The sequence below is a fragment of the Bradyrhizobium sp. IC4060 genome, assembly GCF_020193715.1.
GTDB lineage: Bacteria > Pseudomonadota > Alphaproteobacteria > Rhizobiales > Xanthobacteraceae > Bradyrhizobium > Bradyrhizobium yuanmingense.
Genome location: NZ_JADYVJ010000005.1, coordinates 412,458 through 431,139, shown reverse-complemented (window position 1 = coordinate 431,139; position 18,682 = coordinate 412,458). Strand labels below are relative to the sequence as shown.

19 protein-coding genes and 1 tRNA gene are annotated in these 18,682 nt (G+C 64.8%); 8 read left to right on the top strand and 12 right to left on the bottom strand.

The window, feature by feature from the left end:
- Positions 1–42: 42 nt before the first annotated feature.
- From I6F16_RS20405 to I6F16_RS20395, 3 genes are all read right to left on the bottom strand, one after another.
- Positions 43–930, bottom strand: a complete 888-nt coding sequence (locus I6F16_RS20405) for an ABC transporter permease (protein ID WP_036029754.1) — start codon at positions 928–930, stop codon at positions 43–45.
- A gap of 18 nt (positions 931–948) precedes the next feature.
- The gene (locus I6F16_RS20400) at positions 949–1,890 is read right to left on the bottom strand and encodes an ABC transporter permease (protein ID WP_225114725.1); all 942 of its coding nucleotides are present in this window, start codon (positions 1,888–1,890) and stop codon (positions 949–951) included.
- Positions 1,891–2,111: 221 nt separating this feature from the next.
- Positions 2,112–3,242: a M20/M25/M40 family metallo-hydrolase gene (locus I6F16_RS20395; RefSeq protein WP_036029750.1), complete on the bottom strand. Its 1,131-nt coding sequence runs from the start codon at positions 3,240–3,242 to the stop codon at positions 2,112–2,114.
- Between the two features lie 267 nt (positions 3,243–3,509).
- Between I6F16_RS20395 and I6F16_RS20390 the strand changes: the two genes are divergently transcribed.
- On the top strand, positions 3,510–5,117 hold the full coding sequence (locus I6F16_RS20390) for an ABC transporter substrate-binding protein (protein ID WP_036015319.1): 1,608 nt from the start codon (positions 3,510–3,512) through the stop codon (positions 5,115–5,117).
- Between the two features lie 381 nt (positions 5,118–5,498).
- Here the strand turns inward: I6F16_RS20390 and I6F16_RS20385 are convergent, their stop codons facing one another.
- A complete protein-coding gene (locus I6F16_RS20385; RefSeq protein ID WP_036029744.1) occupies positions 5,499–6,749 on the bottom strand; it encodes a multidrug effflux MFS transporter in 1,251 nt (416 codons plus the stop codon).
- Between the two features lie 325 nt (positions 6,750–7,074).
- On the opposite strand from I6F16_RS20385, the gene I6F16_RS20380 reads away from it, so the two are divergent.
- On the top strand, positions 7,075–8,373 hold the full coding sequence (locus I6F16_RS20380) for a hypothetical protein (RefSeq protein ID WP_225114724.1): 1,299 nt from the start codon (positions 7,075–7,077) through the stop codon (positions 8,371–8,373).
- 10 nt (positions 8,374–8,383) lie between these two features.
- On the opposite strand, the gene I6F16_RS20375 is transcribed toward I6F16_RS20380, so the two are convergent.
- Positions 8,384–8,472: transfer RNA gene (locus tag I6F16_RS20375), tRNA-Leu, on the bottom strand.
- Between the two features lie 172 nt (positions 8,473–8,644).
- Here I6F16_RS20375 and I6F16_RS20370 point away from each other — a divergent pair.
- Entirely contained in the window at positions 8,645–9,067 is a 423-nt protein-coding gene (locus tag I6F16_RS20370; RefSeq protein ID WP_036029720.1) for a hypothetical protein, read from the top strand.
- 25 nt (positions 9,068–9,092) lie between these two features.
- Here I6F16_RS20370 and I6F16_RS20365 read toward each other — a convergent pair whose 3' ends face one another.
- Together I6F16_RS20365 and I6F16_RS20360 are read right to left on the bottom strand one after the other, a co-directional pair.
- Entirely contained in the window at positions 9,093–10,295 is a 1,203-nt protein-coding gene (locus tag I6F16_RS20365) for an FAD-dependent monooxygenase (protein ID WP_225173965.1), read from the bottom strand.
- Positions 10,296–10,315: 20 nt separating this feature from the next.
- Entirely contained in the window at positions 10,316–10,561 is a 246-nt protein-coding gene (locus tag I6F16_RS20360) for a zinc-finger domain-containing protein (RefSeq protein WP_008562814.1), read from the bottom strand.
- A 308-nt stretch (positions 10,562–10,869) separates the two neighbouring features.
- Here I6F16_RS20360 and I6F16_RS20355 point away from each other — a divergent pair, with 308 nt between their 5' ends.
- On the top strand, positions 10,870–12,006 hold the full coding sequence (locus I6F16_RS20355; RefSeq protein ID WP_225173964.1) for a hypothetical protein: 1,137 nt from the start codon (positions 10,870–10,872) through the stop codon (positions 12,004–12,006).
- A gap of 117 nt (positions 12,007–12,123) precedes the next feature.
- Positions 12,124–12,879, top strand: a complete 756-nt coding sequence (locus I6F16_RS20350) for an alpha/beta hydrolase (protein WP_036015305.1) — start codon at positions 12,124–12,126, stop codon at positions 12,877–12,879.
- A gap of 16 nt (positions 12,880–12,895) precedes the next feature.
- Here I6F16_RS20350 and I6F16_RS20345 read toward each other — a convergent pair whose 3' ends face one another.
- Together I6F16_RS20345 and I6F16_RS20340 are read right to left on the bottom strand one after the other, a co-directional pair.
- A complete protein-coding gene (locus I6F16_RS20345; protein WP_225173963.1) occupies positions 12,896–13,450 on the bottom strand; it encodes a protein-tyrosine phosphatase family protein in 555 nt (184 codons plus the stop codon).
- Positions 13,451–13,517: 67 nt separating this feature from the next.
- Complete coding sequence (locus I6F16_RS20340) at positions 13,518–14,453, bottom strand: LysR family transcriptional regulator (protein WP_225150486.1); 936 nt, start codon at positions 14,451–14,453, stop codon at positions 13,518–13,520.
- Between the two features lie 107 nt (positions 14,454–14,560).
- On the opposite strand from I6F16_RS20340, the gene I6F16_RS20335 reads away from it, so the two are divergent.
- Positions 14,561–14,974: a hypothetical protein gene (locus tag I6F16_RS20335; protein WP_057029559.1), complete on the top strand. Its 414-nt coding sequence runs from the start codon at positions 14,561–14,563 to the stop codon at positions 14,972–14,974.
- A 56-nt stretch (positions 14,975–15,030) separates the two neighbouring features.
- On the opposite strand, the gene I6F16_RS20330 is transcribed toward I6F16_RS20335, so the two are convergent.
- From I6F16_RS20330 to I6F16_RS20320, 3 genes are all read right to left on the bottom strand, one after another.
- A complete protein-coding gene (locus tag I6F16_RS20330) occupies positions 15,031–15,258 on the bottom strand; it encodes a hypothetical protein (protein ID WP_146207712.1) in 228 nt (75 codons plus the stop codon).
- A gap of 148 nt (positions 15,259–15,406) precedes the next feature.
- Positions 15,407–15,562 carry a hypothetical protein gene (locus tag I6F16_RS20325; protein WP_156447197.1) on the bottom strand — a complete coding sequence of 52 codons (156 nt, stop codon included), beginning with the start codon at positions 15,560–15,562 and terminating at the stop codon, positions 15,407–15,409.
- Positions 15,563–15,668: 106 nt separating this feature from the next.
- Entirely contained in the window at positions 15,669–17,027 is a 1,359-nt protein-coding gene (locus tag I6F16_RS20320) for a hypothetical protein (protein WP_225150485.1), read from the bottom strand.
- Positions 17,028–17,301: 274 nt separating this feature from the next.
- Between I6F16_RS20320 and cysE the strand changes: the two genes are divergently transcribed.
- Positions 17,302–18,126 (top strand): serine O-acetyltransferase, encoded by an 825-nt coding sequence (gene cysE, locus I6F16_RS20315; RefSeq protein ID WP_036015299.1) that lies wholly within the window; start codon positions 17,302–17,304, stop codon positions 18,124–18,126.
- A 131-nt stretch (positions 18,127–18,257) separates the two neighbouring features.
- Positions 18,258–18,476 carry a DUF3126 family protein gene (locus tag I6F16_RS20310; protein WP_007602550.1) on the top strand — a complete coding sequence of 73 codons (219 nt, stop codon included), beginning with the start codon at positions 18,258–18,260 and terminating at the stop codon, positions 18,474–18,476.
- Positions 18,477–18,682: the final 206 nt, after the last annotated feature.

Here is an 18,682-nt window from a genome sequence, read left to right as displayed (position 1 = left end):
GGCTCGCGCTACGCGCGCCCCGGAATGACAACGCTACTTGTTTCACTTCCCCTCCCGCTGCTTCATGCGCGGATCGAGGGCGTCGCGGGCGGCGTCGCCGATCAGGTTGATGCTGAGGATGGCGATGGAGAGCAGCAGGCCAGGCCAGAAGATCAGCGACGGCTTGATCTGGAAGTACTGGCGGCCCTCGGCCATGATGTTGCCCCAGGTCGGCGTCTCCGGCGAGATGCCGGCGCCGAGGAAGGAGAGGATCGCCTCGGTCAGGATGGCGCTGGCGCAGATATAGGTGCCCTGGACGATCAGCGGCGCGATCGTGTTCGGCATCAGGTGGCGCCACATGATCTTCGGCAGGCTCGAGCCGACCGAGATCGCGGCCTCGACGTAAGGCTCCTCGCGCGCCGACAGCACGACCGAGCGGACCAGGCGTGCAACGCGCGGAATCTCGGGGATCGTGATCGCGATCAGCACGGTCCAGAGGCTGGCGCCGGACAGCGACACCACGGCGATCGCGAGCAGGATGCTCGGCATTGCCATCAGGCCGTCCATGACGCGCATCATCACGGAATCGACCAGCTTGAAGAAGCCGGAGACGAGGCCGATCGCCAGCCCGATGGCGATCGACAGGATCGCCGCACCGATGCCGATCAGAAGCGAGATGCGGCCGCCATAGATCACGCGCGACAACACGTCGCGGCCGTAGGCGTCGGTGCCGAGCAGGAACTGTGCGGAAGATGGCTTGAGCCGCTGCGACGGGGCGAGCTGGATCGGATCATGCGGCGCGATCAGCGGCGCGAGGATTGAGACCACCACGATCAGCGCGAGCAGGCACGTCGCGGTGGCGATGATCGGGGTCGAGGTGAGGAATCCGAATCGCGGCCGCAGCGGCGACGTGATCGGAATGGAGGACTGGGGAAGGGTATCGACCGACATTTTGTTCTTGTCCTTGCCTCAGTACCGGATCCGGGGATCGAGCAGGGTGTAGGCGACGTCGATGAGAAGATTGACGACGACGTAGATCAGCGAGGTCAGCAGGATCATCGCCTGGATCACCGGATAGTCCCGCGCCAGCACCGCATCGACGGTGAGACGCCCGATGCCGGGGATGTTGAACACGCTCTCGGTGACGACGACGCCGGAGATCAAGAGCGCAAAGCCGGTGCCGATCACGGTGATCACGGGCACGGCGGCGTTGCGCAGAGCATGGCGCATCATCACCGCAACCTCGTTGATGCCCTTCGCGCGCGCCGTTCGCACGTAGTCTTCGCCGAGCACGTCGAGCATCGCCGCACGCGTCATGCGCGCGATCAGTGCGACGTAGATGAAGGACAGCGCGCAGGTCGGCAGGATCATGCGCTCGAAGAACGGACCGAAGCCGTTGAAGATGCTACGGAAGCCCTGCACCGGCACCCAGCGCAGCTCGATCGCGAAGACCTGGATGAGGACATAGCCGACCACGAAAACCGGCACCGAGAAGCCGAGCACGGACAGACCCATCACGAAACGGTCGATCCAGGTGCCGTGCTTCCACGCCGCGATCACCCCCAAGGGAACTGCGACGACGACGGCGAGGATGATGGTGCACAGCGCGATCGAGATCGACGGCTCGACGCGCTGGCCGATCATCTTCATCACCGGCAAATTGGAGATCAGCGACGTCCCGAGGTCGCCGTGCAGCAGCTTGTTCACCCAGGTGACGAACTGCACGATCAGCGGCTCGTTGAGGCCGAGCGATTCGCGGATGCGCTCCAGCCGTTCCGGGGTCGCGTTGTCGCCGGCGAGGATCGCGGCGGGATCGCCGGGGGTGAGGCGGAGCAGGAGGAAAACGAACAGCGCGACCACGCCCATCACGGGCACGGCGGCGAGAATTCGGCGAAGGAGATATCCGAGCAAGTTGGATCCGTCAGTTTAGAGTCAAATTGGGCAGGGCTCTTCGGCCAGCCTGCCATCAGCCTAACATTTCAGCAATTCCCGTGCCACGAGGGCCACAGTTTTTGCGGTGCAGCCAATCTTCGTAGGGTGGGCAAAGCGGAGCGTGCCCACCTGCTTTCGGTCGGGAAAACGGTGGGCACGGCGCTTTGCGCCTTTTGCCCACCTACGGGATCGCTTCGCGATCACTCCAGCGTCGCCAGCAGCCCCGCCATCAGCCGTCCTCGCTCAGCGAGACTCTCGACTTCGATATACTCTTCGAGCGTGTGGACATTGCCGCCGCGCACACCGAGGCCGTCGAGCGTGGGGATTCCCATCGCGCCGGTGAAGTTGCCGTCCGAGCCGCCGCCGGAGCTTGCATGCGGTAATTCCATGCCGAGAGATTTGGCAATGCCGCGGGCCTTCTCGTACAGCGCCATGGTGCCGGCATTGGGCTCCCAGACCGGCCGCGTCACGCCGCGCGTGACCTTGAAGCTGACGTCGTTGCTGGTGCCGGACAACGCCAGCATCCGCTCGACGCCGCGGTCGAGATCGGCCTGGCGCTTGGCCATGGAGAGCGCCTCGCCCGTCGCCGTGGTAGCAACGCAATTGACCCATTGGCCGCCATGCACGACGCCGACCGAGAAGGTGCAGTCCTCCGTCGTCATGGCGTCGATCGCGAGGATCTGTCGCGCCATCTCGCGGATCGCCGAGCGTCCCGAGGACAGTGTCGCGCCGGCGTGGCTCGGCCGGCCCGTCGCTTCGAGGTTGAAGCGTGCGATGGCGTAACGTCCGGTGGTGACGCCGTTGTCGGCGCGGCCGGGCTCCGGCACCAGCACGTATTTGTTGCGCGCGGCTTCCGCCTCGATGATGTCGCGCGTGGAGGGCGTGCCGACTTCCTCATCCGGCGTGAACAGCACGGTGATCGGCAATGGGGTCGTGAACGAGGCGCGTGCCAGCTGGCGGATGGCTTCCAGCGAGAGGTAGTTGCCGCCCTTCATGTCGTAGATGCCGGGGCCATAGCACTTGTTGCCCTCGCGCCGCCATTTCAGCTTCTCGATGGTGCCGACCGGGTGGACGGTATCCATGTGCCCGGCGATCAGGATGCCGGGCTCGCCCTGCTTCGGATGGGGGAAACGCGCGCGGATGACCCCGCCGAAGCCCTGGCGGCCGGCGATGCGCTCGATCGTCGCACCCATGATCGCCATATCTCGCGCTGCGATATCGAGCATGCGGTCCACGGCACCGGCATCCCAGGTGGGGCTTTCGCATTCGACCCAGCCGCGCAGGCCTTCGAGCATTGCCTCGGAATCAAAGGGAAGATTGGCAGGATTCATCTCAATGTCTCTCAAGCTTGGAAAGATGGAACGCGCATTGCATTGGCGCGGACGGGACAAGCGGAGGGTGTTGTAGAGCCAAACCGATCTTTGTGGAGCCCGTGCGCGCGCCGCAAGGGCTTGCACCGAAACCGGATTGACGCGCTTCACCCTGTCTGCAAGTCTCGAAAGACGAAGGCATTGCATGAGGTTAGTTCGCCCAACGAACGAACCTCATGCTCAACCAATAACCTGCCTTTGAACAGTTTCACGTCAGGAGAACTTTCTATGTTCCACTTCATGCGCCGGGGGCCTCGCGCGTTCGCCTCCACACTTGCGCTGTCGGTCGTCGCGCTTTCGACCGCGCTGGCCTCGCCGGTGCTCGCGGCCGGCAAGACTCTCACGGCGGTGCTGCATTCGGATTTGCGCATCATCGATCCGATCTTCACCACGGCCTACATCACGCGTGACCACGGCTACATGGTTTACGACACGCTGGTGGCCACCGACTCGAATTTCAAGGTCCAGCCGCAGATGGCGGACTGGAAGGTCTCCGACGACAAGCTCACCTACACGTTCACGCTGCGCGACGGCCTGAAGTGGCATGACGGTGCGCCGGTGACGGCGGAGGACTGCGTCGCTTCGCTGAAGCGCTGGGCTGCGGTCGACGGCATGGGACAGAAGCTCATGGACTTCACCGCCAGCATCGAGGCGACCGACCCCAAGACCATCACGCTGAAGCTGAAGGAGCCCTACGGCCTGGTGCTCGACTCCATCGGCAAGCCGTCCTCGCGCGTCGCCTTCATGATGCCGAAGCGCCTTGCGGAGACGCCGCCGGACAAGCAGATCCCCGAGCAGATCGGCTCTGGTCCGTTCAAGTTCGTGCAGGGCGAATTCCAGCCCGGCGTGAAGGCGGTCTACGTCAAGAACACTGACTACGTGCCGCGCAAGGAGCCGGCGAGCTGGACCTCCGGCGGCAAGGTGGTGAAGGTGGACCGCGTCGAGTGGATCACCATGCCGGACTCGCAGACCGCGGTGAACGCGCTGCAGTCGGGCGACATCGATTTCATGGAGAACCTGCCGTTCGACATGCTGCCGGTGCTGGAAGGCAACAAGGAGCTCACCATCGAGGTTCTGAACAAGTTCGGCTTCCAGACGCTCGGCCGGATGAACTTCCTGCATCCGCCGTTCGACAACGTGAAGGTGCGGCGTGCTGCCTTGCTGGCCCTGAACCAGAAGGACGTGCTCGACGCGCTGGTCGGCAACGCCAAATATCAGAAGATCTGCGGCGCGTTCTTCATTTGCGACACGCCGCTCGCAACCGATGCGGGCTCCGAGACCCTGGTCAAGGGGAACGGCATGGCGCAAGCCAAGAAGGCGCTCGCCGAGTCCGGCTATGACGGCACGCCGATCGTGATCATGGCCCCTGGCGACGTCACGACGCTGAAGGCGCAGCCGATCGTTTCGGCCCAGCTGCTGCGCGAGGCCGGCTTCAAGGTCGACCTTCAGGCGACCGACTGGCAGACGGTGGTGAGCCGCCGCGCCAGCCAGAAGCCGCCGAAGGAAGGTGGCTGGAACATGTTCTTCACCAACTGGGTCGCGGCCGACGTGTCCAACCCGATCGCCAATCTCTCGATCGGCGGCCAGGGCAAGAAGGGCTGGTTCGGCTGGGCGGAGGACGCCAAGATCGAGCAGCTCAAGGACGCTTTCGTCCGCGCGGCCTCGGTCGACGATCAGAAGAAGATCGCCGCCGATATCCAGAAGCAGGCCTATGAGCAGGTGATCTACATTCCGCTGGGGCAGTATCTCATCCCGAGCGGCTGGCGCAAATCGCTGACGGGCGTGCTCGACGGCCCCGCGACGCCGGTGTTCTGGAACATCGACAAGAAGGAATAAAGCATGATCCGGAAAAGTGCGAAGCGGTTTTCCGGAAAGATCACGCGCAAACAACAACCTAAAGCGCGATGACGATCGTCCGAATCTCATCGCGCTTTACGCGCCGCGCGCCTTGCATGTGAATACGAACGGCGCCGCAGTTTCCTGCGGCGCCGTTTTCTATGAGGCGGTCTGTGATCGCGCTCGTCTAGCAGTGGCTGTCGCGCAGCTGCTCGAGCCCTTCACTCACGAATGCCAAGCTCGAGTCCATTCGTTCATCGGAACGAGGCTGCGAAATCGGCCGTTCGATCTCGGACGCGGGCTGATCCGATCTGTTCTCTTGTTCCATCTCGCCAATCCTCTGAATTGCTGCAGTACAACATCGCGAGGGGCGGGAAGTTCCTAGCTGATCGGGCGATGATGCGGCCTGAACAGCCGCCCTTTCTCCACCACCAGCACGATCGCGAGCGCGGCGAGGGTGGATAGGAAAAAGCCGATCGAGAACGGCAGCAGCGTGCCGTCGAAGCTCTGCCCGATTGCCATGCCGACCACGATCCCGATCAGCGTGGTGATCGAGCCGTACAGCGAGGAGGCGGTGCCGGCGATGTGGCCCTGCGGTTCCATCGCCAGCGCGGTGAAGTTGGCGACCATCATGCCGAACGAGAACATCATCAGGGCCGAGAGCACCATGAACAAGGCGAGCGACAGCACGCCGAGGCTTTCCGTCAGCAGCATCACGCCGGCCACGGCCGTGTAGAGCGTCAGCGCGCCGTGCGAGATCACGCGCATGCCGAGCCGGCCGACCAGCCTCGCATTGAGGAAGCCGGCGATGGCTGTGCCGGCGGCAATCGCGGCGAAAGCCAGCGGGAAATATTGGCCGAGATGATAGATGCCGGTGAAGACCTGCTGGGCGCAGAAGACATAGGCGAACAGCGCGCCGATGACGCTGCCGGCGGCGGTGGCATAGCCGACGGTCTGGCGATGGGTCAGGGTCTGCCGGAATGCCGAGAGCACGTCGGAGGGCGCCAGCGACCTGCGCTTCGACTCGGGAAGCGTCTCGGGCAGCCGCAGCACGCACCATGCGAGCGCGAGCAGGCCGTAGAGCATCAGCACCACGAAGATGCCGCGCCACGCCGTCACCAGCAGCACCGCCTGTCCGAACGAGGGCGCGACCACGGGCACCGCGATGAAGATCATCATGGCGAGCGACATCACGCTCGCCATGCGGCGGCCGACATAGCAATCGCGCACGATCGAGGTCGCGATCACGCGCGTCGCCGCGGTGCCGAGCCCCTGGAGCGCACGCGCCAGCAGCAGCGTCTCGAACGAGGGGGCAATGACCGCCAGCACGCTCGCCACCGCATAGACCGCCATGCCGCCGAGCAGCACCGGTCGGCGCCCAAAACGGTCCGACAGGGGACCCATGACGAACTGACCGGCGCCGAAGCCGATCAGGAAGGTCGACAGCACCAGTTGCAGATGGTTCTCGACGGGAATCTTGAAGGCGGCGCCGATATTGGGCAGCGCCGGCAGCATCATGTCCATCGCGAGCGGGTTCAGCGCCATGATGGACGCGATCACGATGACGAACTCCGGAAAACCCATTGGGCGGTGTCCCGAGGACACCCAACCGTCGGCATTGACGTCGGACAAGAAGCTTACCCCTGCAATCAAGCGAGTTATCTAGCCCCGATGCTGCGTTGCACAACCCATGTTTCGGGATGGCTGGCAGGCGGAGCAGGAGCGGTCAAAAACGGGTGAGGGCCCGTCGCCGACCTGATGGGCCATCCGGACCTCGTCGCCGCGCACATCGAAGCGTTTTCCAAGCCGCGTCGTCGGAGGGCTGGGCCTGCAACCAGGGATTCACCATAAGATCGGGCGCGGCACGCCGGGGAGATGAATCGGCAACCCGTCCTGTCCATTGTGGCCGGACCGGCTGCCGCAACGGCGCCGCGAGAAGCCAAACAGGGTATCGCCCGTGTCCGACATATCAGGTGCAGCACGATGGTTGGCGCCTGCGGCGCGCAACGTCTGGCTTGCCGGCGTGGTCACGCTGACCGCGCTGCTGGTGCTCGGCAATCTCGCCAACGATGCCTCGCTCGACCTGCCGTATGGCTGGGACGTCCGGGTCAATTGCGCGGCGGTCGATGCGCATGCCGAAGGGCTCGATCCCTACTTCGTCAAGAACCTGAAGGGCACCACTTATTCTTATCCCTATCTGCCGGTGACGCTGGACGTCTTCCGTCCCCTCTGCGCGGGCGGCGTTCTGCTCGATCATTACCGAAGCATCTTTCTCGTCCTCGCCGTGCTCTGCGCGCTGCTTCTGCCCGGCCTTGGCCGGACGCGTGCCAGCGCGCGCGATGCTGGCTTGAAGGTGCTCTGCGCGTTCGGCGCGTTCGTCGGTTTCGAATTCGTGGTGGCGTCGGGGAATTTTGCGCTGCTGAGCGGAGTGCTGACCGCGATCGCGCTGAAGCTCCTGCTTCGTCCGCTCGCGTCCGAACAGAATTCGAACTTTTCCTCGCGCCTCGCCGGTGCCGCGCTGCTCGGCCTCGTGACCTCGTTCAAGCTGGTGTTCGTCCCGGTGCTGGCGGCGCTCTATTTCCTGCCGCTGCCGCGTAGCCGCAAGCTGGCCTTGATCGCGGTGGCCGCGTTCGCCTTCGCGTTGCCGCTCGCGCTGTCGCGCTTGCTGTATCCCGATCTGTTCGCGAGCTGGCTGCTCGCGATCGCAGGACAAATTCCCGGCCAGCATGCCGTCGGTCTCGTGGAGACCAATCCGTCGCTATTGCTGCTGGCGCGTGACCTCATGGCCCAGGCCGGCTTCGGTGACGACAAGCCGACGATGCTGGCGGCCTATGCGTTCGCGGCACTCGCGCTCGTGCTCGTGCCGTTCGCGCTGTCCGTCCTGCGCGCGGCCGCGAGCGGATCGGTGCGGGCAGGGGCATCGCTGCTGACGCAGCTCGATCGCTGGCTGATGGATCACCCGCGCACGGGCATGCGCATCACGGTGCTCGCCATGTTCGCGCTCTATCTCAGCTCGCCGCGTCTGAAGGAATATGCCTTCTTCGAGCTTGCGCTCTATGCCGCGATCCTCATCGTCGATCTTCCGCCCCTGGCGCTCGCCGCCATCCTCGGCATCGGCCTCGCCTTCCCGGCACTGGTCTCGCTTCTGGGCGCGCCGATCGAGGGCACCTTCATCCTCCTCGTCATCGCGCTGATCTGCTTCTGGATCGTGCTGCTCGATTTCCGCGCAGAGCCCGAGCGCCTCGAGCAAGGGTGATACAAGCTAGTGGTGCGGGCAGCCGGGGTCGAACCGGCACAGCGCTTGCGCACCGAGGGATTTTAAGTCCCTTGCGTCTACCAATTCCGCCATGCCCGCTTGATCCAACGAGATCAAACACTTAAGTCCGTTCCGGCGGTCTGGAATTGGCGCGTTCGCCGCCGGAGGGACGGTTCTTCCTTAAGCGAGCCGGGGGCACAAGGCAAAGCCTCAATCCGGACATCTGTTGCTGCTTTAGGCATTCTCAATCCACGGGGGCTATTCATTCGGCATGGCTGCTTCGTTTTCCTTTTCGCTGCGCGGCTTTGGCGCGCTGTTCGCGCTGCTTGCGGCTGGCCTCGCGCTGTCCGGCTGCGCCGGCGTGAGCGAGACGATCGCACCGGCTTTTGCCGATCCCGCCAAATACGAATTGTACGATTGCAAGCAGCTCGAGACCGAGCGCAAGGACCTCGCCAAGCGCACCGCCGATCTGCAGAGGCTGATGGAGAAGGCCGAGACCGGGGCCGGCGGGGCCGTCGTGTCCGAACTCGCTTATCGCAACGATTATATCGCCGTGCGCGGGCAGGTCCAATTGGCCGAGGATGCCTGGCGCCGCAACAGATGCCGGGAGACGCCGCCCGAGGCGCCGCCGCCTCCGGCATCGCCCGCGGCCAGCGCCAAATCCGCGTCGAAATCCGGCAAAGCGGCCCGCTGAGGCGCCGCGCCGGCGGCGCGCCGCATCAAGGCCGCCAGCCGTAGATCCAGTCCTGTCGCGCCAGCATGCGCTGCGGGCCGAGCGCGCGGATCGCAAGATCGCGTGCGAGCGCGAGCGGCCCATTGAGATGATAGATGCGGCCCTGCTGCCGCGCGGTCCGCTGCACCCGCCGCACCCGTGCCTGCCGTGCCCGGCCGTATTGCGTCAGCGCGGCGGCAACCGCTTTGCTGCTCTCGGCGGCCTCCAGGCTCAAATGCCGGGCGAGCACGGCGGCATCCTCGATCGCCATGCCGGCCCCTTGGGCTGCGAACGGCAGCATCGCGTGCACGGCATCGCCGAGCAGCGCCACCGAACCCTTGCTCCAGGGGCAGCCGTCCGGCACGCCGAACAGCGCCCATTTGCGCCAGCTGTCGACCGCGGCGAGCAGCATCCGCGCCGCCGGCGGCCAGCGCGGGACGGCAAAGGCGTCCATCACCTCGCTGATATCGCCGGGCGTGCTCCAGCCCGGCCGGTTCCAGGTGCCCGGCAGCACCGCGACCACGTTGATCTGGCGCCCGCCCGCAATGGGATAGGCGACCAGATGGGCGTTCGGTCCCATCCAGAGCTGCACCCGGCGCGCGGTATAGTCCTTCGGCAATTGCGTGGCATCGAGCGTGCCGCGCCAGGCGATCAGGCCGGAAAAGCGCGGCTGCACCTCGGGAAACAGATGCTGGCGCACCGTCGACCAGATGCCGTCGGCGCCGATCAGCGCGCTGGCGAGATCGCTGCGGCGGATCGTGCCGCTGCGATGGACCACGGTCAGGCCCTTGGCGTGAGGCGCGACGTCCTCGAAGGTCGCGCCCAGCTTCAGGTCGATGTCGGGATGGTCGGCGACGGCGCCGGCGAGGGCCGCTTGCAGGTCGGCACGGTGCACCACCCAATAGGGCGCTCCGGCGCGCAGCGAGGCGGCTTCGCCGAGCGGCATGCGCAGCAGCTCGCCGCCGACGCGCGCGCTCATGATCGAGAGCGCTTCCGGGGTGACGGCGCGCAGCTTGAGGCGTTCGGTGAGGCCGAGCTCGACCAGCACGCGGCTGGCATTGGGCGAGAGCTGCAGGCCGGCGCCGACCTCCTCGAGGCGTTCGGCCTTCTCCAGCACGACGATGCGGAAGCCGCGGGCGGCGAGCGCGAGCGCGGCCGTCAGGCCACCGATGCCGGCACCGGCGACGACGATCGTTCGGGAGAGCGCCACCCCTTAACCGATGGACGCGGTCAGGCCACCTTGTCCTTCAGCACACATTCCGGCGGGCGGGCTTCGCCGGGCTTCAGGTCGGCCGCGAAGCGGTACAGCGTCGAGCAATAGGGGCAGATGATCTCGTTGTCGTTGCCGAGGTCGAGGAAGACGTGCGGATGGTCGAACGGAGGATTGGCGCCCACGCACATGAACTCTTGCGAGCCGATCTCGATGACGGGGACACCGGCATCGTTATGGAAGTGCGGGACGACATGGTCGGACATCGAAGTTCATCCTGGAGTGGCAATGGCGGCAGATACAATCACGAACTTACGCGGCATCTTTGAGGCGCTGCGGACCATACTGGCGGGTACAGGTGATTGCTAGTCCAGCGGAACCGAAAAGCTTCGCAAGCGCCCCATGCTCATTTGCTCATGCAAATTCGACACAATCTTGCGCCCCTAGAGAAGCCCTTCTTTCGTCGGGGACGTTGTGTCGCAATTTTGGCATACTATCTCTGTGGTTGCGTGAAACCGGGACGAAAGACGTAGTGTTCCGCGCAAGCGATCTCAGGGCATCCGGGCTTTTCCACATGAAGTGGCTGCGAATCAGTACGGCGTTGGCGGGAATGGCCGTGTGCGGCTTCGTGCTCGCGCAGGTGGCGCCGCATGCCCGCGAGGCCGGCGCGATCCTGGCCGCCCAGGACGATCCGGCCGCGCTCTCCGAGCTGAAGCTCGATGCGCTGCTCCGGCACAACGACCGCCTGGTTCAGGACAATATCGAGGCCGCGCTCGCGGCCGGCGATGCCGATCTCGCCGACAGTTTCGTCACGCTGGCGCGCGAGCGCAACATTGCGCTCCCCGACGACCTCTTGAGCCGCGTCACTGATGCCGTGAAAGCGGAGAATTCCACCGCGCATTTCGCCAAGCGCTTCGCCACGGGTCTCGTCACCGGCAACGCGGACGATGTCGCCAGCTTGTCCGGGACCGTGGCCGGCGATCTCTTCGTGTTCGGCGACATCAGAGACGTGGTGCGCGAAGGCAAGCACCTCGCCATGGGCGAGGACACCGACCGCCTCGTGCTCTCCCTTGCGGCGGCCGGCCTTGCGGTGACGGCGGCAACCTACATCTCCGTCGGCGGTGCCGCGCCGGTGCGCGCAGGACTGACGCTGGTGAAGGATGCGCGCAAGCTCGGACGGCTCGGCGAGGGGCTCGCCGCATGGGCCGGCCGGTCCGCGCGCGAGGTCGTCGACGCGCCGATGCTGCGGAACGCGGTGGCATCGGGCTCGGTGCTGCGCCCAGGCCAGACCGTGAGCGCGATCAAGGCCGCGTTCCGGGCCGAGAAGGCCGGTGCGCTGGTCCGGCTCGGCAAGGACGTCACGCGCGTCGCCGGAAAGACCGGCACGCGCGGGGCCATGGATACGCTCCGCATCGCCGAGGGCCCCAAGGACGTCGCGCGCGCCGTGCGGCTTGCGGAAGCGCAAGGCGGCAAGACGCGCGCGATCATCAAGCTGCTCGGCCGCGGCGCGCTGCTGCTCGTCGGCGGCGCGTTCGATCTGGCGATGTGGCTGTTTGGCGCGGTCGTGACGCTGTTCGGCCTGCTCTCCTCCATCAAAGCGACGACCGAGCGCCTGACCCAGGCCTGGTGCGATCGCAGGCGGGCGCGGCGGCTGCGCCGCGCGCAGATGGTGGCCGACGCTGCTTTGGCTAACGCGGCCGCGACGGCCTGAGGCGCGATCCGCTTCGGGCTATTGTTTGAGCATGATGTTGCCGGAAAACCGCTGCACACTTTGCCGGATCGTGCTCTAAGATCGAGCTGTCCCCCACAAGATCCCACGGAACTGCTGATGCCGAGCTTTCACAACGGCGCCGTTGAAATTGCCTATCTCGACGAAGGCGAGGGCGATCCGATCATCCTGGTGCACGGCTTTGCCTCCAGCAAGAACGTGAACTGGGTCTATCCGACCTGGGTGTCGGAGCTGCGCAAGAACGGACGCCGCGTCATCGCGCTCGACAATCGCGGCCATGGCGAGAGCGCAAAGCTCTACGAGCCCGCGCAATATTCTATACCCGTAATGGCCGGCGACGTGCTCGCACTGATGGATCACCTCGCCATCCCGCAGGCCGACATCATGGGCTATTCGATGGGCGGGCGGATGACGGCCTGGCTCTCCCTCAACGAGCCGCAGCGCCTGCGCTCGGCGATCCTCGGCGGCATCGGCATCGGCGGCCTGATCGAGGGCAGCGGCCCCGGCGAGAACGTCGCCAAGGCGCTGGAGGCGCCCGCGCTCGACGACGTCACCGATCCCGTCGGCCGCACCTTCCGCGCCTTTGCCGATCAGACCCGCTCCGACCGCCGCGCGCTCGCCGCGTGCCTGCGCGGCACGCGCGATCTCATGACGAGGCAAGAGGCCGCGCGCATCGAGGTGCCCGTGCTGATCGCAGTTGGCAGCGCCGACGATGTCGCAGGAAGTGCCAGCGCGCTCGGCGCGATCATACCGGGTTCCGAAGTGCTCGATATTCCCAATCGCGACCACATGCGTGCAGTCGGCGACAAGGTTTACAAGACCGGCGTGCTCGATTTCCTGTCACGCCGCGGCTGAGGCGACATTGCATGGCCTATCGGGTACGTGGCGCATCGCCGCGCTCCGCCTGGCCAAAGGTCATCACCCAATCGCGCTGCTCATCCGTGTCCGGCACGATCAAGCCCCGCGAAGCTCCAATCAGCTCAAGAGCTTCCTTCGCTTGGATTCCGGAACAGATCAGTGCGCAAGCTGCAATTACCGAAGATCGGCCGATCCCCGCGCGACAATGGATCGCCATAGAACGACCATCTCGCAAGCCGCTGGCTAACAAGCGAGCGATCTGCGATGCCTCCGGTCGCGATTCTGGCAATCCCCGATCCGGAATCGGAAAAGAGATGAAGTCGATTCCGTTAGAACGACAAACCTCGTCTTCACGCTGTAACCCAAGCTCTGAAACCTCCTCGCGCTCGAGAAGGCTCACTACCAGATCGACTCGGGCGTCCTTCCACTCAATGACTTCCATCTCCAACCACTCGTCGGCGCGAGGACGCGCCATAATCGCTATTCGTCCAGCCGCTTGAATCTCGATCCAAGGTAATCGGGACATCTCAAACCCTTGGTTGATGCAAGACGGGATCGCATAATCCACACCTCACCGGCAGCCGCCGCCTGGAGCTCATTTTCCTGGCGACCGAATGTCGGTGACGACCGCTGCTTCACACCGCCTTGTCGCTGAACGCGGCGGGAAGCGTGTTGAGGAACGATATGACGCGCTGTGTGCGCAGGGGCGGGCGGCGGCCGGAGGTGCGGAGCATCCAAAGGGGTTCCCCAGGCGCGCGCCAGGGCGCAAGCACCTCGACCAGCCGGCCGGCGCGAAGGTCTTCGCCAACCAGCCACGCTGGCCCCCAGCCGATCCCAAACCCATTCGCGATCAGAGCCAGCGAAGCGTGCGCGTCGTCGCAAATGTGCTTGGGCTTGGGCGTGACGCGAATGGGTCCTTTGCCGCGCGGATCGGCGAAGCGCCATGTCAGGATCTGACCGCTCGCGGGATTGCGGAAGCCGACGTGCTCGTGCGCGGAAAGCTCGAAGGGAGTGGCCGGCGCGCCGCGCGCTTTCAGATAGGCAGGCGAGGCGCAAGCGATCCAGGAGAAGGTGCAAAGCCGCCGTGCCTGATGACCGGGCGCGCGATCGAGCGACCCTGTGCGGATCGCGATGTCGACGCCTTCCGCCGCGAGATCGAGAATCTCGTTGCGGAATTTGACCTCGATCTCGATTTCCGGCCGTTCCCTGAGGAACGCGGGCAGTCGCGGCAGGATGCAGGCGCGCGCGAACGAGGCGGGGGCGGTCACGCGCACCCGTCCGCCATCGTCGCGCGCGACTTCGCCGAGCGCGGATTGGACACGGGCGAGGCTTTCGGCCAACGCGCGTCCCGCCGACATCAGCCGGTCGCCCTCTGCGGTCAGCGCCAACGAATGGGTGGAGCGATGCAAAAGTCGCAATCCGTGAGCCTGTTCGAAGCGGGCGACCGCCTTGGACATCGCCGATGTGGTCGTCCCCGCCCGCCGCGCGGCTTCGGCGAAGGAGCCTGCCTCGACGACGCGGACGAAGGCGAGGAGGCGCGAAAGGTCGGGAGGCAAAGTCGTTGTGGACATGAAGTCCACATAGCCATGGCCAGACGGTCACTACAAGACCCATTCGAGAACGGCTAATCGGGGAGTATCAGCACGCATTCTGCGGCGCTGGAAACGCGGGACGTCCGATGAACCCTATCGAAATTACGCTGCAAGCCCTCGACGCCGCCGAGCGGGCGATTCCATCCGGCCAGCCGGTTTATATGCTCAATCTGCTGCGCTACCGCGCGCAGGCGCGTTACGAGGACGGCTTTGACGCCGCGCCCTGCTCGGGCCGTGAAGCCTTTCATGAGCGCTACAGGCCGGCATTCCGGCGCCTTGCGGCCGGCAAGCCGATCGCGCCGATGTTTTCCGGGCCGATCCTCGCGAGCCTCGTCGGCTCGCCAAGCGAACGCTGGGACGAAGCGGCGCTCAATGAGTACGGTGACTTTGCCACCTTCCGCTCGATCGTCGACACCGAGACTTACAGGCGCGAAGTGGCGCCCCACCGGCACGCGGCGCTTGAGGATTTCCGGCTGTTCGCGCTCGCCAAGGCGATGTGAAACTATGGCGACAAGTGCCAGGCGCCGTCGCTCAACGGCGTCACCGATCTCGGGCCCTATTGTTTCGGTGCTCTGATTTCCCGGACGGTGATTTCGGCCAGAGCGACAGCGTCAGTCACGCCGCGCATGTGAATGTCGATCATCCTCTTGGCGAGAAGATCACAGATCGGATCGCTTCGATCCACCAGGTCGAGCTTGCGCAAGGCATGGTTGAAGGCGAGTTCAAGAACATGTTCCTGTTCGCGGGTGAGATCGACATTCGCAATCAGCCGTAGAATCGGCATGACGCTGCTCCCTGTTGGAGTAGGGCGGGAGCACAACCGGTCTCTCTGTCACCGATTGAAGCCACGGACCGGGCGGTGATGGAACACACTGTTCCTCAACGGCTTGGCAGTCAATGCCGTCAGAGTGCCAAGCAAGCGATATTGCAACTTAATCAGCAGGGCTGCGCTTTTGAGCTTCGAGGTAGTCGGCGCGCAAACGGTATTCTTCGGCGATCTCTAGCAGCGCAGCCTTGGTGCGCCCGTCAGCCGACAGTGCTGCTTGCTCGCGGGCGGCATGTTCGAGGCGGCGGAATTCTCGGTCCATGCGAACAGCCTACGTGACCGAGACGGCTGCCGCATTAAACTGTGCAAATGTGTACACATCGTCCACTCCCTCAGGAGATTGGGAGCGATGAGGCTTCACCCCGATCTCATCCTGCTTTGCCGTCCTCGCCCAGCCGCCGCCCCACGGCCAGCAGCACCACGAACGTCGCGACCCACACCATGCGCGCGCCGTAGCGGTCGTGGGGCCCTGAGATCACGCCGCAGATGAAGGCGTTGCCGAGCAGCGCCAGCGTCACCGTCCCAGCCAGCAGCGTCAGATCGTCCAGCCGGCGCCTTGCCAGCGCATGGCCGAGCAGCGCGAGCAGCGCCAGCATCGAGGCCAGCGCGACCGGGACATGCAGCCAGTTCACGACATCGAAATTGACACCCCAGTTCTGCTGCCGCGCCGCGCGCATGGCTGCGGCCTGCGCGGGGATGTAGCGCTCGATGATGCCGCGGGTGTGCGGGATCCAGCCGTTGGTGCCTTCGCCGGTCGCCACGTGCAGCAATTGCTGTCCCATCGCGCGAAGCGCCGCGCCGGCCTGCCAGCTCGGATAATCCTTCAGCGACTGCACGACGATGGTGCCCATCTCCTCATTCATGCCTGCGAAACGGCCGAGCGTGTTGAACACGCTCTTGCCCCACAGGAATTCGTCGGCGCTCGCCGGCAGCTCGTTGCGGTAGGGACAAAGCTTGTAACGTTCGCGCGGGCAACGGTCGTTGAGATATTGCGCGACGATGCCGTCCTGCATCATGCGGCCGAAGGCGACGCCGTAGCCGCCGGGCGTCCAGGCCAGCTTGCCGGACAGCGCATAATTCGCCGACACCAGCATCAAGCCGCCCGCGACGATGGTGAGGCTCGCCTGCAGTAGTCCGGCCAGCGGCAGGCGCGCGCCCAGAAACGGCCGCGCCATCCAGCCCGCGGCGCACAGTCCGAGCAGCACGCCGAGCGTGGCGCTGTGGGTCGCCGCGGCAAAGGCGGTGAAGACAAACAGCGAGATCTTCTCGATCGCCGAGGTGCGGTTTGCGCCGACCACCAGGAGGAACAGCGACAGCACCGCGAGCCCGGCAAAGATGTCGGTGAGCAGCATGCTCGCAAGCCAGGGCAGCGCGGTCGACAGCATCAGGGAGAGGCTGATTGCGACGAAGCGGAAGGTCTGCATCAAACTCAACACGCGAAGAGTGAGCTGCAGCAGCCATAGCGTCGCCAGCGACTGGGCGGCGAGGTTGATCCAGAAGCCGAAACCCTCGCCATAGTGCAAATAGAGGCCGAACACCGTGGAGCGGCTGGGGACGAGATAGCCCTCGTACCAGCGCGCGAGATAGCCGCCGGTATCCCATTGCAACAGCGGATAGCCGTTCCAGACCGCCGGCGCGATCATCAGGAGGGGCAGGGCCATTGCGGCCAGCCGCAGCCAAAAAGAGCCCGCGGCGCGCGCGCGCAGTTGATCGGTGGTGATGGTCAAATCGGCTCTGCCCCCGCTCGGATCATGCCCGCAATAACGGTTGGAGGCGAATTCACCAATAGTTTGACGCCGCCCGGCTTGAATTTGGCGAAACTCTGACCACCTTGAGCCGACCTTGCCGCTCGGGGCGTCAGAAGAAAGTCTTGTTTATCAATGGTTTGGCTTGATCTCCGAGGCAGGGCACTGTTCACTCTCAGGCAAGCCCGTCAGGACTTTGTCGCCTAGACTGTGCTATAGAGCCAACAAAATCAGCCAATTCGAAAGAGCAGATCCCATGGCAGTGCATCAGGTCAATCCGGGAGGAAAGCTCGCATCGCTCGATCCGATCTGGGACCGGATCCGCAGCGAAGCGGAGGACATCGTCCGCCGCGAGCCGGAGCTTGCGACCTTCATCTATTCGGCGGTGCTGCATCACGGCCGGCTGGAGGATTCGGTGGTCCACCGCGTCGCCGACCGGCTCGATCATTCCGCGCTGTCGGGCGACCTCGTGCGCCAGGCCTATATCGAGGCGCTGCGCGACGACCCCGATCTCGGCAACGCCTTCCGCGCCGACCTCGTTGCCGTTTACGACCGCGATCCCGCGACCTCGCGCTTCATCGATCCCTTGCTCTACTTCAAGGGCTTTCATGCCATCCAGACCCATCGCCTCGCGCACTGGCTCTATCTGAGGGGCCGCAAGGATTTCGCCTATTACCTTCAGAGCCGATCCTCGGCGGTGTTCCAGACCGACATCAATCCCGCCGCGCGCATCGGCCGCGGCATCTTCCTCGACCACGCCACCGGCTTCGTCTGCGGCGAGACGGCTGTGATCGAGGACGACGTCTCGATCCTGCACGGCGTCACGCTCGGCGGTACCGGCAAGGAGAACGAGGATCGTCACCCCAAGATCCGCCACGGTGTGCTGATCGGCGCCGGCGCGAAAATTCTCGGCAACATCGAGATCGGCCATTGCGCGCGCATCGCCGCCGGTTCGGTCGTCGTCAAGCCGGTGCCGCACAACGTCACGGTTGCAGGCGTTCCGGCCAAGATCGTCGGCGAAGCCGGCTGCGCCGAGCCGTCGCGCACCATGGATCAGATGATCAACGCCATGGGGCTCTGATAGGGCTCTTGATGCAGCGAAGGGCCGGATTTTCCGGCCCTTTTCGTCCTCAAATTCTTTGACAATTCGTGCTGGCGGTTCGCCGCATCTCGTCCTAAAACCCGCCGACCATTTTCGATCGGAGACTTGCCGTGGACGTCAAAGAAGTCAGAAAGTTGGATGCGTATCTGAAGCGCGTATTCGGCAATCCCAAGATCCGCGTCGTGCCGCGGCCGAAGAAGGACGATTCCGCCGAAGTCTATATCGGCGAGGAATTCATCGGTGTGCTCTTCGTCGACGACGAGGACGATGATCGCTCGTTCCAGTTCCAGATGGCGATACTCGAGGACGATTTGGTGGATCAGGAATAATTGTTGTCATGCCGTCGTCGCGAGCGAAGCCGAGTCTTCGCTCCCGCGCGGCGCTCTCGTGTCCCGGACGCACTGCAACGCTCCATAAGCGCGTTTACGCGCGTCTTTCGACTCGCTATGGCGTTGCAGTGCAGAGCCGGGACCCAGAAGCCACACACCCCATCTCTCCAGCATGGCCCCCAACTCAGCAGCGCACGGTCGAAGCA